14 protein-coding genes and 1 riboswitch are annotated in these 17,695 nt (G+C 45.0%); of the genes, 5 read left to right on the top strand and 9 right to left on the bottom strand.

The window, feature by feature from the left end:
• Positions 1-162 precede the first annotated feature (162 nt).
• Positions 163-594 carry a helix-turn-helix domain-containing protein gene (locus ACK8P5_RS21130; RefSeq protein ID WP_422658210.1) on the top strand — a complete coding sequence of 144 codons (432 nt, stop codon included), beginning with the start codon at positions 163-165 and terminating at the stop codon, positions 592-594.
• A gap of 62 nt (positions 595-656) precedes the next feature.
• Entirely contained in the window at positions 657-1,082 is a 426-nt protein-coding gene (locus ACK8P5_RS21135; protein ID WP_422658211.1) for an ImmA/IrrE family metallo-endopeptidase, read from the top strand.
• A gap of 89 nt (positions 1,083-1,171) precedes the next feature.
• Here ACK8P5_RS21135 and ACK8P5_RS21140 read toward each other — a convergent pair whose 3' ends face one another.
• The 6 genes from ACK8P5_RS21140 to ACK8P5_RS21165 all read right to left on the bottom strand — a co-directional run bounded on the left by ACK8P5_RS21140 (position 1,172) and on the right by ACK8P5_RS21165 (position 10,699).
• A complete protein-coding gene (locus tag ACK8P5_RS21140; protein ID WP_422658212.1) occupies positions 1,172-2,491 on the bottom strand; it encodes an APC family permease in 1,320 nt (439 codons plus the stop codon).
• A 187-nt stretch (positions 2,492-2,678) separates the two neighbouring features.
• Positions 2,679-6,014, bottom strand: coding sequence for a DUF5704 domain-containing protein (locus tag ACK8P5_RS21145; RefSeq protein ID WP_422661535.1), 3,336 nt, complete (start codon positions 6,012-6,014; stop codon positions 2,679-2,681).
• An 11-nt stretch (positions 6,015-6,025) separates the two neighbouring features.
• Positions 6,026-7,252, bottom strand: a complete 1,227-nt coding sequence (locus ACK8P5_RS21150) for an S-layer homology domain-containing protein (protein ID WP_422658213.1) — start codon at positions 7,250-7,252, stop codon at positions 6,026-6,028.
• A gap of 300 nt (positions 7,253-7,552) precedes the next feature.
• Entirely contained in the window at positions 7,553-8,359 is an 807-nt protein-coding gene (locus ACK8P5_RS21155; RefSeq protein WP_422658214.1) for an energy-coupling factor transporter transmembrane component T family protein, read from the bottom strand.
• Complete coding sequence (locus ACK8P5_RS21160) at positions 8,356-10,029, bottom strand: ABC transporter ATP-binding protein (RefSeq protein ID WP_422661536.1); 1,674 nt, start codon at positions 10,027-10,029, stop codon at positions 8,356-8,358. Before ACK8P5_RS21160 ends, ACK8P5_RS21155 begins: the two co-directional genes overlap by 4 nt.
• A gap of 40 nt (positions 10,030-10,069) precedes the next feature.
• Positions 10,070-10,699, bottom strand: a complete 630-nt coding sequence (locus ACK8P5_RS21165) for an ECF transporter S component (protein ID WP_422658215.1) — start codon at positions 10,697-10,699, stop codon at positions 10,070-10,072.
• 89 nt (positions 10,700-10,788) lie between these two features.
• Positions 10,789-10,902: riboswitch (TPP riboswitch) on the bottom strand.
• A 165-nt stretch (positions 10,903-11,067) separates the two neighbouring features.
• Here ACK8P5_RS21165 and asd point away from each other — a divergent pair.
• Positions 11,068-11,868: an archaetidylserine decarboxylase gene (gene asd, locus ACK8P5_RS21170; protein WP_422658216.1), complete on the top strand. Its 801-nt coding sequence runs from the start codon at positions 11,068-11,070 to the stop codon at positions 11,866-11,868.
• An 11-nt stretch (positions 11,869-11,879) separates the two neighbouring features.
• Here asd and ACK8P5_RS21175 read toward each other — a convergent pair whose 3' ends face one another.
• The 3 genes from ACK8P5_RS21175 to ACK8P5_RS21185 all read right to left on the bottom strand — a co-directional run bounded on the left by ACK8P5_RS21175 (position 11,880) and on the right by ACK8P5_RS21185 (position 15,428).
• Positions 11,880-12,737: an SDR family oxidoreductase gene (locus ACK8P5_RS21175; protein WP_422658217.1), complete on the bottom strand. Its 858-nt coding sequence runs from the start codon at positions 12,735-12,737 to the stop codon at positions 11,880-11,882.
• Positions 12,738-13,072: 335 nt separating this feature from the next.
• A complete protein-coding gene (locus tag ACK8P5_RS21180; protein WP_422658218.1) occupies positions 13,073-13,858 on the bottom strand; it encodes a helix-turn-helix domain-containing protein in 786 nt (261 codons plus the stop codon).
• A 31-nt stretch (positions 13,859-13,889) separates the two neighbouring features.
• On the bottom strand, positions 13,890-15,428 hold the full coding sequence (locus tag ACK8P5_RS21185; RefSeq protein ID WP_422658219.1) for a PLP-dependent aminotransferase family protein: 1,539 nt from the start codon (positions 15,426-15,428) through the stop codon (positions 13,890-13,892).
• Between the two features lie 116 nt (positions 15,429-15,544).
• Between ACK8P5_RS21185 and ACK8P5_RS21190 the strand changes: the two genes are divergently transcribed.
• Positions 15,545-16,159 (top strand): pyridoxamine 5'-phosphate oxidase family protein, encoded by a 615-nt coding sequence (locus ACK8P5_RS21190; RefSeq protein WP_422658220.1) that lies wholly within the window; start codon positions 15,545-15,547, stop codon positions 16,157-16,159.
• Between the two features lie 116 nt (positions 16,160-16,275).
• On the top strand, positions 16,276-17,574 hold the full coding sequence (locus ACK8P5_RS21195) for an aminotransferase class I/II-fold pyridoxal phosphate-dependent enzyme (protein WP_422658221.1): 1,299 nt from the start codon (positions 16,276-16,278) through the stop codon (positions 17,572-17,574).
• Positions 17,575-17,695 lie beyond the last annotated feature (121 nt).

The raw sequence follows: 17,695 nt of genomic DNA on the forward strand, positions 1-17,695 counted from the left end.
TACCTAATCTACTATCGTCCACAAGTACATATCTCTGCTTTTCTTGCCTTTTGGCAATAATGCCTCTTTTTCTTATACCTATTGGCAAAAGCATTTAACGTGTTTATACTATATATAAAATATGAAGTTACATATGGAATTAAGGTAAGGAGTGGCCGGAACGTGGAGCAATCATTTGGTTCGTACTTAAAACAGTTAAGGGAAGAGCGCGGCTGGAGCATGAATCAACTTGCACAGGCTGCAGAGATCAGCGGATCACAGATATCCCGTATTGAAAGCGGCTTAAGAGGTGTCCCTAAACCGCAAACGATTCGTAAAATTGCCGATGCATTGAATGGATCATATGAGGAATTAATGAAACAGGCTGGTTATTTAGAAGATGAACATTCCCTTCAACCATCCACTGCAGACATGACTATTCCTGAATGGGCAACAAGCAGAGACAAGCGCGACTTCAAGAAAATGCTGGAGGATGACGGTGAGTTAATGTTTGACGGAATTCCACTGGATCAGGAAGACAAGCAGCGGATCAAGGATGTACTGACGGGATTGTTCTGGGAAGCGAAGCAGATGAATAAACGAGGTAAGAAGTGATAATCTCCATATCAATGAAGGAATCAATGAATCACATACTACTATTTTGCAGGTGAAATGGCATGGATGATCTTGTACAACCCTTAATCCGCAAGCTAATCAGAAAACATCATACCAACTGCCCCTTTCAATTGTCCGAAGCGTTAGGAATTCATGTCCGATATGCCGACCTCGGCAAGACGACTAAAGGACTTTATTTCCGTAAGCTCAAAAGACGGTTTATCGTTATACATGCCCACCTGCCCGCAGAATGGCAGCGTTTTGTATGCGCGCATGAGTTAGGACACGATCGACTACACAAGGGCATCAGCCGCCTCTTTTTAGAAGAGCACTCTTACTTCTGCCCTGGCAAATTAGAGAGGCAAGCCAATCGCTTTGCGGTTGCATTGTTAACAGCTGACTTAAGACCAGTACCTGAGGAAAGTATGCAAGAATATTACCAGCGAGCGGGTATTCCACATGAAATGCTATATTTTTTTGATATCTAACCGAACATACGATCTGTAAAATCATCTTATTTCCACTTCAACTAAAAAGGACCGAGCATCATAAGCCCAGTCCCTTTCATCATCGATCTTTAGTTTTGTCGCGAATCTTTCCTCTTCAAATAATAATAAACCGGAAGCCCGATTAAGGTCACTCCAATTGCCCACATACTATCGATCGGTTGTTTAAGCAATGTACTCACTACAACAAACAGGGAACCTGCAATGGCGGCCAGTGGGATGAAAGGATAGAGCGGAACGCTGTACTCCCGCTTTAAGCTTCCCCGTCGTTTACGCAGAATGAACACCGCCATAAAAGCCATAATGTAGAACAAGTAAATCGCGAAAATCGCAAGCTCGGACAGATAATCCGGATTACTCACAACCATTAGGAATACAGCCAAGATCACCTGCATCACAATAGCAGCCACAGGCGTTCCCCATTTGGGATGCACCTTACTGATTAGATGAGAGAAGGGTAGCTGACGACGTTCCGCCATGGCAAAAGGCACCCGAGGAAACGTTAGTATTTTTCCATTCAGACAGCCGAATATGGAGATCAGAATGCCCACGCTAATGATTTTAGCACCGACTCCCCCCATTAATATTTCAGCAACTTTCCCCGCTGAGGCAGTGCCAAGTAAGACAATTTCATCTGGTGGTAGCACCTTTAGCATCGCAACATTAACAAGCATATATACAACGGTAACGACAGTTAATCCACCCACAATTGCGATTGGCAGATGTTTTGCTGGATTTTTCATCTCACCGGCTACAAAACCGAGCAGCATCCACCCATCATAAGCGAATAACGTCGTAAGTATAGCTGCGCCCATACCTAATTGGTCCATGACAGGGCTGCCGCTACTGAATACTTGCTCATTGCCTTTCCAGATTCCCAATACACCAATAAGCAGAATGGGTGCAAATTTGGCAATCGTGGTGATGGTCTGGATCGAGCCGCCATACTTCGTCCCGTAGCTGTTTACTACAGCCAGGAATATAACAGCCCCAATCCCTAGGGGAAGATACCAAGCTTCCGATAAGTAAAATAGATTCGCCAGCAGCAATCCAAAGTACAGTCCGAGCGCTCCAATAATCGCAGGTCCATAAATGATCGTCTGCATCCACCCGCAGAGATATCCCCATACTTTTCCATAAACTTCTTCCATATACACATACAGTCCACCGGTCTTCGGAATTTGCACTCCAACTTCTGCAATTGTAAGACCACCTGCAATTGTAATCACTCCACCTAAGAGCCAAGCAATAAGCGCGAGATTAGCACTTCCCGCATATTCAATAACAACCCCAGGCTTCATAAATATCCCCGAGCCAATAACGGTACCAATAACAAGAGACATTGCTACCGATAACCCAATATCTTTTTTTAACTGTCCTTCTGTTTCCACATCATTTCCTCCAGCCACATTCTCGTTGTCGAACGTTCATTATATCATTTTTGCACCTTATCCATTGTTCTTATACGAAATGAATGTAGAACGAGAAAAAACAGGCGCCCAGGGCGCCTGTAAGTTAAAGTCATTTGCAGTTATTATTTTAAAATCACTAGTTATGACTGAGCACGATTAGTCAAACTTAATGCGGCACCTGAGAGGTGAAATCTCGCTTGCTAGACTGATCTGCATGGTAGAACAGCGTATCTCCATCCGTTAGTGCAAACCTGTACCCATACGGGTTGGTATATGAATTGGCGTAACCCTCCAGCTTCCACTGATTCATAAGTGGTGCGTTGATGTACTGAAGATGTGGCTGAGTTAGATTTCCCGCTTGAATTGTCTCAATATTAAAGTTCACCACAATAAATCCTTTTTTCAGAAAAATTTCTGAATTCTCATCAAGTCCCTTCACGCGCCCGTATGCAGCAAGGTCAGCTCCCTTCTTGACTACATATACGTCTGACGGAATACTATATTCTCCATACCACCGCTGAACCGCAGCATTAGCACGCTCTGCATCTACTGTAGACGGAAGGCCAGACTTCGGCCCGATTAGTGTACGCACACCTGAGGGAAGGAGCATCCAGTCATAGCGTCCAACCCAAGTCTTATTCTTGGTGATTTTCTCAACGAATTGCTTCATAAACGCTTGGGCTGATATGCCACCGGGAGCTCCACCATGATTGTAGAGATAAGATGCAGTATCCTGAAGCTCACTCTGGGGTACATTTCGCAATCTTTCGTTTAGAATGACATACCGCTTCTCTTGATCCTGCGGTGAACCGATTCGGATAAAGTTTCGCTTATCGCTATGGTAATAAAGATCTACAGCCTGTCTCCCTTTTCCATCTTTATTCACGAAGTAGAAGCTTGGTGTGATCGCAATGCCATCCTTGGTGCTAAACATGTTTCCTTTGGTTTTGAGATCAAATTTAAAATGGTAGCCTGTCTTTACAGATACGTTCTTATATCCTGGATTAGGATGCTTCCCAGGGGCAATCGGGAGTGTATTCGGTAGCTGGTTCCCTCTTATTGCTCCATCAATATCCTGCTTGCCCGTCCAATATGAGGTGCCACGTGGAGATGAGCTACCCTTTTGTGTTCGAAATACCGTCTCCCAGTTATAGTCTGCGATATCTGTAACTCGAAAATCATAGACTCTTCCGATCACCTCAACCTGCTCTATATCCGTTGCGACATGGTGCTTCAAGTCCTGATTAGCGCTTGGCTGTGTGGAATAATCCTCAGGAGCATTCTCAGCAATGGTCCGAAAAGAAACGGTATAATCGCCTTCGTCCACCCATACCGGCAGAAAAAAATCTGTATCGATCTGATTCACCGGAATGGTAATCCAGGTATTCTTCGGATAGAATGTCGACCTGTCCCGGCTGTACACATCAAACGGAAAGTAGACCTGTTTGGTCCGTATGTATTTCGCATAATCTCGGTTCCCATATCCCGGGTAATTAACATGCTGACCAGAAGTCGGAATGCGGACGGTGAATGGACGATCCAAAATGAAGGCCGCACGGCTCGCATTCGGCTTAGTCTTCTGATTATGTGCTTGGTCATCCGTAACAGAAGAATAGTTAACAACAGGAGTATGTACCGTTACGGTATTAATCCCATGGATCGGGAACTCCTGCTGACTCCCTCCATTGATGTTACCTGGTAGTAGATCATATATAATTGTCCCTGCACTTGTTGTATTCGCTCGATTGATCTTGTCCGGGCTAATCATGTGGTTCGGACTGTACAGTATGTCTTGTCCAATCTGTGTTGGGGTTGGAATCCTTGCTGGTGTAGGTCCTGTTTCAGGCACGCGAGCTCCGTTGATGATCGTCTGATTATTAAAACTCAAGGAATCATTTGTAACTTCAACTTTTTGGATCGCCTTTTCCGCGTAGCTCTTTAAATCATCATTCGGTGGAGAGGGCTTCGTCTTTCCCCCACTCTTACTATCACTTGGCGCAGTGACCGTGCCTGGACTTGTTGGGGGATAATAATTACCTGTTGATTGAGCTGTATAGGTAGGTGCCTGATATCCTTTCGGACGAAGTATAATCTCCCCACCAGGCAGTGCATAGTTCTTTAATGTTGCCTGATCAATCTGGTAGACTTCTAGGTTATCGATTACCCAAAAAGAGTACGGACGTTCAACCGTATGTGTCTGGGTAACCGTTTCTTCTTCAGATTGTGGATCTGGCTCCTCTGTTTCCTTTCCATCCGGACCAGTGACCTTTTTACCGGGGTCCCATGTCAGTGACCATGTTTTTTCAACATTCACCGTGAACTTACAAGTACCTTTCATGTTCACAAACTTATTCTGATAGAGATAGTTTCTAGCAGATACATTACCGTAAAGTGATTCAGAGGTCGGAATGCCTCGTAGAACATCGAACGCTTCACTTCCACGCTGATCGGCTAGAATTTTGGCAGTAACAACGGGATCCATGTAGCGGCCTTCTGCGGCTGTACTAGGTGATGGATCAGTACATTCCACTTTGGGTTCTTCTGGTGGCTTTTCGCAGCCCGGCTCACCCGGTATGCAGGGAGGAAGGGTTTCGTCACCTACGGTGATGTTCACGTAATCATAAATGTAATAAGGCCCACTCTTCCATTTAGCTGTAATCTTTGCAGACCCTTTCCCCTCTGCCTTAATCACCCCTGTTTTGGGATCTACAGATACAACGGATTCTTTGTCAGTAATCCATTCGGTCTGAACACGCCTTGTAACGTCTACATAGTCAGTAAAAACATCCATGTCATACTCTTGTGTTCGGACTTCCGCTTTTAGTTGTTTGGTTTGTCCCTTTTTTAGGGTCGCATTATCTGAAACTTTGAGTTCTTTGGTTTCGGTGACGTAGCCTTTGTAGTCAATTTCAAGAGGAATGTAATAGTGAGCGTTGAATTTGGGTGCTCCGTCTGGTCTAGTACCGTATCTAACTTTTTTTGTCACTGTTGAAGGATGTCCAGTCCATGTCCATAAATGTGCAAAGATATCCCCCTTTATAAAATCAGGTTTTTCTCCTTCCTTCTCATATGAATCTGCAATAATATAATTCATATCTTCAATTCCTAGTTGCTTTACATGTTCTCTTTTAAATGGGTTGTTTGCTTTATCCCTCATTGATTCTGGGGCATAGTCCAATGAATTAATTTTATTCTTCACCATTGCTTTTGTTGGTACAGCATTTTCTCCTGAACCAAATGTACCCGTTCTTACTTGTTCTCCGTTAGCGCGAGTTGCAACCCATTCATCTGTATCTGTTTGAGTCCAAATAATATTACCTTGAGGAGTAGCCATACCTATTACTGTTACTTCAATTGTTTGTTTTTTAAATGCCAACCCATTAGGCTTTATTTCAATATCTTTCGTAGGATAACCATTTGAAAATCCAGCATAAATTATCTCATTAAAATTAATTAACAAAATAGAAGCTATTAGTATTATTGATAATAATCTCTTCAATATATTTATACCCCTTAATTCTTCTGATCCATGTAAACAACGGAACCATCATCCATATCAAATTGTCCCCTTAGGCTTCCATCTTTCATGGATCTTTTAACCCATACAGTTACGCCTTCTGGACGATTGGCAAAGAATTTTTTTGTGTCGATATATGGAAGAGTATTATAGCCAAATTGCTTATATAAATCATTGTTAATTCGTTCACCCGAAGTATAATCAGTAGTCCCAAAAGAGTAATGTTCCAAATCAAAGTTTTTCGACTTCGGATAAATTGTAATTTGCATGAATAATGGGTATATTCCTTTTTCTCTGGTTAAAAATTTTCTGTTGCTTTCGTCGACAAATAATGGAGCATATATACTTTTCTTGTTTTTCCAATCCTGTATATCAACAGCTATAGCCCGATGAAATACAAGATAGCCTGCTCCATTCCTAAAAGTCTTTTTCTTACCTGCTATATTTGAAAAAGAAGTATTAGTTGTTGTAAACGGAGTCACCAACTCCAAATTCGTTTTCTTCGTCCCCACCATTCGCAGTTCGTTCAAATCTGCAAATGAATCAGCGGTTTGACTGCTTACTTTCTCGAGCCTTAGGAGAATTGCAGATGTCTCCGCTCTAGTTGTCGTATTTTTAAGGCCAAAAGAGCCATCCGGATAACCACTCATTAAATTTGTCCCCATTGCCACTGCAATATATGGCACACTTGCCTGGGAAATACCTGGTTTGAATGCCTCTTTTGCAGGGATGAGTGTGGATTTCGTATCCGCTAGTGCCTGTTTGAAATCCTTATCAGCCGCTGCTAACCCTGAGCTCAGCCATTTAGCCATCTCTTCACGGGTTAATGGAGTGTTCGGTTTAAACCCATTTGGGTAATCACTGGGATTTATAAAACCTAGCGATACTGCGCGATCTACTTCTTTTTTACTCCAGTGATTCTTCAAGTCCGTAAATACATCTGTCTTCTCTTTATCAGGAACAGTTTTCGACACACGCGCCATTAGAGCTGCAAATTCCGCTCTAGTAACCGTAGCATTAGGCTTAAAGACTCCCTGACCATACCCCTTAAAATACCCCTTCCTCACAGCAGCTTCAATAGAAGAACTAGCCCAATGACTCGCTGGTACGTCTTTAAATTTCGTAGTAGCTGCTGATACAGGCTCAGCCCCTCCAAACCCTAGCACTGCACTACTCGTTACTACAGCTGCAAGAAACCCTTTAACAATCGTCAACAATGTCATCCCACACTCCCTCAAAATATGTTTTCGCATAATTTACGCATCTTCTCTTTTTCTGCAATCTAGCTATTTCAAATGCCTCACCTGCATAAATCCAATAGTCAATTGTAACTAGTTTATCATATATTGGTTTATTTTGGCATAAATACCCAATCCTCCTTCTAGTCTATTAGACATATATTCCTGCGCTATGTGCACCTCTATTACACAAAAAAGCGGAGCCCACCGAAATCTCGGTAAGCTCCGCTTTATACGGTAGCAGGAAAGTATTTACATGCAGTTTAGCATCATCTTCCCCTAAAATCAATTGAATCGCACATCCCCAATCCCAAACCATGGATAGTTAATGGCAATGACATACGCTGTGCAGGCCGCACCTGCCAATAATAGAACGATGAGAACATCGTACACCGTGAACCGAGACTTATAATAGAAGGTTCTAGCCTTTCTGCTCTCCCCGCTAAACTGCTTTGCCTCCATGGCAGCCGCAACGCGGTGGGCTCTCCGAATGCTCTGAGCTAAGAGTGGAACGACATACATCCCAGCTCGATCTACCACACCCTTCCCCCCGCGAATGGGTCGAAGCCCTCGTACCTTAAGCGCCTGACGGCGCACCAGATATTCCTCCCATACCATTGGCAACAGCCGAATCGAAGCCATGAAGCTATAGGCGTACTTAGGTGCAAGACGAAGTTTTTGCATCAATCCATAGAATAAGTCCACCGAAGAGGTCGTTGTGACGAACAGCAGCCCTTCCGCGGCAAACGTAATTCCTTTAAACCCGAGATGCAGTCCCCGATAAAAGCTCTCTTCAGACACACGGAACAAGCCCCATTCCCACCAGATGTTATCCCCACGACCAAACAACATCATCGAAGAGGAGGATGAGATGAACGCAATCCCAAACGGCAGACAGAACAATAACATTTTCCACGGCTTAATGCCGCTTAGGAACAACAAACATAGCGTGAAAATAACGGCCTGGTACATCACAAAATCAAGATCATGGGTGAGTACCGTGATAAGAAACAAACCCATAAGAACCCCCAGCTTAACGACTGGATTCGCACGATGCAACCAAGTTAACCTTTGCGGTTTCCAAAAGTTCATCGACTCACCCCCGTAAGACTTAGCTCTTGTTCATCTCGGCTCTCTCTCCTACTACTACCAGGAAAACCAGTTGTCATGCTAGATGAAACCTGATGGGGAACTACTCTTCCCTCTCGAACATCCCATACCTGGGTGGCCGCATGCTGTGCAATTTTCATCTCATGAGTCACCATTATAATCGCTGTTCCTGCCTGCCGCAGCTCCTCACACATGTCCAAAATGGCGAACGTGTTTCGTGCATCCTGTCCAAATGTAGGCTCATCCAGCAAAAGCACCTCCGGCTGCCGTGCCATTGCGGTGGCAACGCTTAATCTACGTTTTTGTCCGGTGGATAGCTGATAAGGATGGCGATGCTCAAGTCCTTTAAGCCCGAATCGATCCAGCGATTCCCGCGCTGCTTGTTCTGCTTGTGCGAGCGGCATTCCGTCTACTAGAAGCGAGTAGGCTACCTCGTCTAATACTCGCTCTGTGACGAATTGAAGCTCCGGATTTTGGAACACAAAGCCGATTCGGCGCAGCATCTGTTCCCGAAACTTTCGCTCCTTCCTCTTCTTCCCTAGCACCACGACTTCACCAGAAAGATAATACTCACCTTCCAGTGGAAGTAGGCCGATCAAGCCCAGCAACAACGAGCTCTTCCCTGCTCCATTTGGACCCGTTACAGCTATGAATTCCTCTGGATACACCACACCTCGTTCTAGCTGTACGACCGCTTCTTTTTTCCTGAGTACTGTAATATCATGTAAATCCATAACAGGATGAAGGGCTCCACTTCGCGTGATGGTATCCATTCCGATCCTGCCGAGATCCTTATTCTCACTTAAGCTATCATAAGGAACCACATCACTAGCTAGCTCCCCATGTCCCATAGTTGCAGAAATATGATCCGTCTTTGCCTTTGCTTTTGCCTTCGAATCTGCTCCAGCCTCTGATCGAATGTAGTCATCCCACACCCCGGGGTACCATATCCCGTAATCCTTCAGCTCCTGCTGATAAGCTGTAAACATATACTCTGGTCTACCTTCACCGAGGATCAGTCCACTAGGTCCAAACAGCACCACACGGTCAACATACTCCACCATCTCCTCAATCCGGTGCTCAACAATAATGAGCGTTCGCCCGTCTGAAACAGATTTTACGGCTTCCCATATCTGTTCTCTTCCCTCTGGGTCCAGCAGTGCAGAAGGCTCATCTAGAAACAGCACATCCGGCTGAAGAAGCAGAGCAGATGCGAGTGCAAGCCGCTGCTTCATTCCCTGAGAGAGATGACTGATAGGCATATGAAGGTCATCCAGCTGCAGGCCAACCTTACCTAGAACCTCTTTCATCCGAGCAAGCATATCTTCCTGCGGAACACTGAGATTTTCCAGCACAAAAGCCAATTCCTCGTCCACATACGGCATACAAAATTGTGTATCCGGGTCCTGAAACACATACGCCCACGAAGAGGGAATCTGCTGTCCCGCGCATTTCATAGGCACTTCTATTGCATTCGGAATCATGCCACTAAGCACCTGAAGCAGTGTCGATTTACCACATCCACTCGGTCCTAGGAGAAGCACCTTTTCTCCTTTTTTCGCTGCAAATGATACATCCTTAAACGTCAGCTGACTCTCGCCCGGAAACTTCAACCGCAAGTCTTCCACATAAACCGTACAAGGTGCATTCATTACCTCATCACCCTGCACCAGATGTTGATCCAGTGTGTTCTCATACATGCTGAGGATCATCCAAATCTTCATAGTCCTTAGCTGAAACCGGACGAAGCAGTGAGGTTACTCCTGTTCGTTCCAATGCTTTTGCCAAGACATACATGAGATATCCTGCAATCAGGGCCCCGCTAATAACACGCATGCTGTACTTGGCAATGAATAGCCACCAAGCATAGTCATCTGTATACGCTAAATAGAAATCCATAAACATCGAACCAACCGCAGATACTCCCCCGGCAAGAGCAACGACCCAGACCGAATACTTTTTATAGCGAAAAGCCGCAAATACGAGTTCTGCCCCCAAACCTTGGATTAATCCGTATAACAGCAAGTTAAGACCCCATCCACTTCCGAATAACACCTCCACATGAGCAGCTGCAAGCTCTGCTACAAGCGCTACACCAGGCTTACGAATCAGTAGAAAAGCAAGAGTAGCCGCAGCGAACCACATTCCATACAGCAACTCATCTGCTTCAAAAAACAACGGTTTAAACAGGTTATACACCGAGCCCCAAAAGTGGTACACCACACCAATCACAAGCGATACCAGAACGGTAACCAAAATATCACTCAATCTTAGTCCTTTTCTGACAGGTGTATTCAACTTTTCTTGAGTACTGGATTGCATCACAACTTCCCCTCTCTTACTTAAGATCTTTATCAGAGCACAACAAAAAACCGTCTGGAAACATGCGCAGACGGAAAGAAGGCCCTATGGATTGAGGGTCGGATATTCTCTACGCTGGCATTACCCAGTTCAGATTAACGGTCAGCAGCGGAATAATGTCTGCAGTCTCAGCCTGATTCACTCAAGCCCCCGTATTCCCTATTCGATTTTAAGCTGACTTAAAAATACACACGATCTCCAAAATTTGCAAGTCCCTTTTTTACAAATTCCCCTTTTTATTGATTTAACCCCTGTTCTATGTCAATATAATTCAGAGTGCGGATGGTTTGATCCGCCCATTGTTAATGCATGAGTAAAAGGAGAATCACATGGCTAAACAATTACTGAGGCTGATGACAGAACTATCTTCCCGTAAGTGGGTATCCCGGATCATGGGAGGCTTTTCCCACAGCAGATTGAGCCGTTATCTGATACCAACGTTTATACGAATATATCAAATCCCCGCCCATGAAGCGGAAAAAGAAATCCATGAATACCGTTCACTGAACGAATTCTTCTCCCGTCGATTGAAGATGGGGATGCGTGCAATCGATGAAACGGCCAGTGCAATGACCAGCCCTGTAGACGGAGTCATTACCGGTATGGGTCCTATTCATTCCGGTACCATCCTAAACGTCAAAGGCCAAGATTATACGATCGGCGATCTGCTTGCTAATTCCCCGCGAATGGAGAATTATACGAACGGTTATGTATTCGTGCTATATCTAAGCCCTACCGACTATCACCGGATTCACTCTCCTGTAACCGGGAAAAAGGCGGAAAGTGAGCATCTCCGTGGTAAGGTATACCCGGTGAATGATTTTGCGATGACGAACATCCGATCCGTCCTTAGCCGTAATGAAAGACTCATAACCTACATCACTCACGAGCATGGCGAAGTCGCTGTTGTTAAAGTCGGTGCGATGAACGTCAGCAGTATTAAATATGCCGATCCATCCGTAAGTGAATGGCGTAACGGTGACGATCTGGCCTACTTTGAATTTGGTTCTACCGTTGTTCTTCTAACAGAGAATGGTACGTTCACGCCTCGTGGTGACCTAACGGTCGGAGATAAGGTGAAGATGGGCGCACTTCTAGGTCTTCTTCATAAGCCGTCAAAAGAATCATAGAACTCGCTTGCCTATTTATTAAGCGTTCTTAGTACGATATGCCGAAACAACCGGTAAGGCAGTAACAACTTAGCTACAATAGTCATCCGTGTTCCAAAAGGGACTCTGTACCTGAACTTTGGGGAAGCGCTTCGAGCGATTTCCCCAACCAGTCGGGCAACTTCCTGCGGATCACCGCTTTTTTCAGCAGTTGTTCTGGAGAAATCCAGCACATTATTCAGCATTTTATGGTAAGGAGATCCAGCCTCCGCTTTTATATCGCTAAACCCTTTGCCCCAGATTGGTGTTCCGTATGCTCCTGGCTCAATCAGCACCACATCCATTCCGAGCGGCTGAAGCTCTAGTGAAAGACATTCAGCCATTCCCTCCACAGCAAACTTAGAAGAAGCGTATGGTCCATACCCAGGGAATCCGACGACTCCACTTATACTACTCATGAAGATAATTCTAGATTTTGGAGTTTTGCGCATGAGTGGCAGAGCTGTTTGAGTTACAGAGACGGTTCCGAAGAAGTTCACATCCATCTGTTTCCGCCATGCATCAAGCGATACCTCTTCTACAAATCCACCCACCGCTTCTCCTGCATTATTCACAAGAAGGTCCAGACGCCCCCAGCGATTATGAATCTCTGAAACAGCTTGCTCGATCAATTCCGGCTTACACACATCCAGTCTGACCACATGAATTCGAGATTCCAATCCCGCTTCTATAGCAGAAGTCATCAGCATCTTCGAAGCCTCTACCCTTCTCATCCCTGCTACCACCACATACCCCTGCGCTGCAAGCTCCAGACAGATCAAGAGGCCAAATCCACTTGATGCTCCGGTTACAAACGCTACTTTTCCGGTTAATTCACAAGGCTTTTTCATTCTTTCTCTCCTTTGGGGTTCCGATCATTCATCTATTATAAACGTTAAAAAAGCACCTTTCTATTTCGCCAAGGAATCAATCCTCTAGGAGAAATAAGACAGGTGCTGTTATGTGTATGATTTATTAGAACCACAAATTCTGCTCAGGACTAGCACTCTTAAACCGACGTAAACGATTTCTAAAAATGCCGCAACCACCACGACTGCATATTAAGCTGCGCATTCTTCTTCTTTGGCTCATTGCCGGCACCCTCCTCTCTGTCTTATCAAGACTTAATCCTAGTCATTACCCATTGTAATGGGAGATGAAACATAACGTTATCATCCACCATTTCTTAACGAACCTCAGACGGACTTTTTCCTGTGTACTGCTTAAACTGCCGACTAAAGAAGAAAATATCTCTATAGCCGAGTGCATCAGCCACTTCTGTTACGTTCATACCCTGATGCAGTAGCAGATGCTGCGCCCGCTCAATCCTCATCTTAATAATATAAGATTGGACCGGTGTACCCATAAGCTCCTTGAACTTGATTGAAAAATAGCGGGGAGACAGCCCTGCTCTTGCAGCCAAATCCTCAACCCTGTGTGGTATACCCGGATGTAGACGAACATAATTCGCAATCTCATGAATCGCCTCCGACAGATGGTTGCTCGCTTTCTTACTAACCGGTGTATCCTGATCATCTCTAAGCAAATAAATCATCAGCTGCTTTAAGATCATCTGCCCTTCAATCTCCGCCCCATAAGGCTGGTCTAGATACAGCCGAACGTACTTAGCAAGCAAATATTCGAAATCCATCGTCTCGGTCAGCCTCCGATAGGGAGCAGGCACCTCACTGACAGGATCGGTCACGTCAAAATGCATGTAGGTTAGAACAAGCGGCTTCTGCGGATTGTGTGTGGCACTTGTATGATCGCCAGGAGAGAATAGAAAACAGCTTCCCTTTCCTACCTCATACGCTTCGTCATTGAGTACGACGGTTCCTTCACCACTCCATACATAAAATAAGTCATAATTTTGCATCGGTTTCTCACGCTTCTGCCATTTCCATCCTGGTTCACAGGCGATTTTCGCTAAAGCGGGCTTGATTACAAAAGAAGACGGCGATGCATTTAGCATCACGTCATTCCCCCTTGTCTCTTTCAAAATATTAATTTCTCTCTATCTCCATGATACTCTTTTTTGATAGGTTTTGCATGTCCTCCCATGCTAGAGCCATTCGGCAGACTCCATTCTCAATTTTCTCCCTATCTAGATGAGCGAATGAGAAGCAACCAGCCGGAATTCCCGGCGTAAGACGGTACAATGCAGCATCCCTAAACTCTACACCTCTATATTGACAAGCCTGTTTAAAAACCTCGTACTGATCTGCTCCATGCAGCCAAGTCGCGTATATATGCAGCCCGGCATCTCCAGGATCTACTCGGAACAAATGGGCTATCTTCTCTTCTATATGTTTTACCAAGTGCGAATGAAGTCCTTTATAAATTCGAGTCATACGACGCAGATGCCTGCCATATTCTCCTCGTGTCATAAAATGCGCCAAAGCTCGCTGCTCCAGTAGCGCAGGTGACACGGGCTCATACAGTGCTTTTGCAGCAACCACCGGATTTACCATCGCCTTAGGAAGGACTGCATATCCAATGCGGAGACCGGGAAACATCGTCTTGGAGAATGAACCGATATAAATGACACGCCCCGTGCTATCCAGCGCCTTAAGTGGCTCCATGGGACGACCACTAAAGCGGAACTCGCTATCATAATCATCCTCAATAATAATGGCATGATGAGCGTTGGCCCATCTTAACAATTCTCTTCTCCGATCCAGGGGCAGTACCGCGCCCGTTGGATATTGCCGACTTGGTGTGACGAATAAGAGCCGCGCATCCCAAGGAGCAGGAATGATACCGAAACGGTCCACCTCCCCCGATACAACTCTTCCACCACAGGCCTCCACTGCCTTTCGTATTCCAAAATACCCTGGGTTCTCAAGAACCACAGGCTCTCCTTGATTTATTAGTAATTGGGAGAGCAGCACAATGCCTTGCATTGATCCGCTAAAAACCACAATATTTTCTGCCTCAGCCTGTATCCCTCGTGTGAATTTTAGATGTGCAGCGATTGCTTGACGGAGTTCGAAATGACCTGCCGTAGGTAGCTCTTGATGGTATTCGTTTCTCGGATTGCTTACAGCATAATTGATCGAGCTTCTCCATTCCTTAGAAGGAAAATGCTCAGACGCTGCTCTGTCACCGATAAACGATATGCATGCCTCAGTTTCAGTGCTTTCTCTTCCCTCTTGCAATCTCCATGCATTAAAGTTTGAATCCGGCCGTTGTTCACGAAGGGGCAAGCAATCTACCATCCGTTGTCCCCAGGTGGATAATACAGGATCAGACTGTACATCATCTTCTTCCTTTCCCCTTGGTGAAATAGACACGCCCTTGGCTACATAAGTTCCACTTCCTATCATCGCCTCTACGTAACCTTCAGCAAAAAGCATATCGTAGCTTTGTGCTATCGATCCCCTGGACATCCCATACAGACGAGCAAGCTCACGAGTCGCAGGAAGCCGTGTTCCCTCAGCGAGCACTCCACTTAATATGGCGTCCCTTAAAGCATGATAAAGAGCCAAGTATTTATAGCGGTATTTCTCCTGATATTTTTCAACAGATAATCCAAGCTCCATCACTTTCCCTCCAATTCCAGATTGGACCATTTAAAACAATGTAAATTGGATCTTTTTTCTTGTCAATTGGAACCTTATGCTGTTTAAAACTGAACTCGAAGGGAATGCGGATTGAAATGAGAAGAAGTGAATTTAGGATTGAAGATCCACAGGAAGTGGAGCAGTTTCTAATGGAAATGAGCTTTGGTTTTCTTGGAACGGTTGATGAAGCGGGATGTCCACGGGTCACTCCACTGAATTTTGTGTTTGTTGACGGTGCTTTTTATTTTCATGGAAGCCGTATGGGCGAAAAAATGGACCACCTGTTCCAAAATTCAGCAATCAGCTTCACCGTAGCAGATGAATATGCAGTGATTCCGTCTTACTTTACCGATTCAGCGATGGCCTGTCCGGCTACAGCATTTTTCAAAAGTGTTACCGCAAGCGGAACTGCTGTTGTTGTAGAGAACATTGAAGAAAAGGCAGTAGCCCTCAGCCAGTTTATGCTTAAGCTTCAACCCGAGGGGGGATATGATCCGATCGATGCCAAGGACCCAAGATATATTCCTCAGCTGAAAGGTGTTGCCTTAATTAAGCTTGATCCTACTCATATGTCAGCTAAATTTAAGTTTGGACAAAACCTGAAAAATCAGCGACTCAATCATGTACTAGACGGACTCAAAAGCCGCAATGAGAACCGGGATGCAGTAACCGTTGAACATATATGTAAGTACCATCCTTCCTCTTCGTAGACGTATGCATTTTCCGTGACGCTTTCGCAGTCAAGTGTTATAATGTTAGTCAATGAAATCAGAGATGAGAGATACTGCACCTTAACCTAAAGTACTCGGAAGGATGGAATCAACTCATGAACCCATTGGCTGGACAATTGAACGAAAGCATCAAAACAGGAAATCCTCATGTCTACGACATGTTGTCAAACCTCGGTAAAGAAATTTATTTTCCTAAGGAAGGTATTCTGAGCCAATCAGCGGAAGCAACAAGCCATGCCAAAAAATATAACGCAACCATCGGCATTGCAACAGAAGGCGGAATCCCCATGCATTTGGGCGTCATCCAAGACAAGCTGTCTGCTTATCAGCCGAAGGATCTTTACAGCTATGCTCCTCCTGCTGGTAAACCTGAGCTGCGTTCTGCTTGGCGGAACAAGATGATACAGGAGAACCCTACGCTTGAAGGCAAGAGCTTCAGCAATCCTATCGTTACCAATGCACTCACACATGGACTGAGCATTGTTGCCGATCTGTTTGTTGACGAAGGAGATGCGGTTGTCTATCCAGATAAGAACTGGGAGAACTATGAGCTCACTTTCGGTATCCGCCGTCATGGTGTTACCGTGAACTATCCACTATTTACAGAAGATATGAAATTTAATGCCGCTGGCCTACGCGAAGCACTTCTAAGTCAGAAGGACAAGGGTAAAGCAGTTGTACTATTGAACTTCCCTAACAATCCGACGGGCTATACACCAGGTGTTGAAGAAGGCGAAGCCATCGTAGCTGCTATTCTGGAGGCTGCAGAAGCTGGCATTAATGTTGTTGCCGTAACGGATGATGCTTACTTCGGTCTGTTCTTCGAAAATTCACTTAAAGAATCCCTATTTGGACGCTTGGCGGATATCCATCCACGAGTATTAGCAGTCAAAATCGACGGAGCGACCAAAGAAGAATTCGTATGGGGCTTCCGTGTCGGATTCATTACTTATGCTTCGGAGAATAAAGACGTACTTACTGCACTCGAACAGAAGACCCTTGGTATTATTCGGGCTACGATTTCAAGTGGTTCTCATCCTTCTCAGACCTTTGTGCTGGATGCGCTCAAGTCTCCGGAATTCGAACAACAGAAGTTAGAGAAGTTCAACATCATGAAAGGCCGCGCGAATAAGGTTAAATCCCTTCTCGATAGCGGTAAGTATGGTGATGTATGGGAGTATTACCCGTTCAACTCCGGATACTTTATGTGCCTTAAACTTAACGGTATCTCTGCCGAGGCGCTCCGTTCCCATCTCATTCATGAATATGGTGTTGGAACGATTGCCCTTGGGGAGCACGATCTCCGGATTGCCTTCTCCTGTATCGAAGAAGAACATCTCGAAGATCTATTCGATCTTATATATAAAGGAATTCAAGACTTACAACAGGCATAATTCCATACACAAACCACGAATAAGATCGGGCTAATCCCCGATCTTATTTCTTTATTCAGAATACACGCTCGCCCATACACTTGGCCATGTGGCCACATAGTATACTGTGTACTAACACAAC

Source organism: Paenibacillus sp. EC2-1, assembly GCF_049311625.1.
Classification (GTDB): domain Bacteria; phylum Bacillota; class Bacilli; order Paenibacillales; family Paenibacillaceae; genus Paenibacillus_AQ.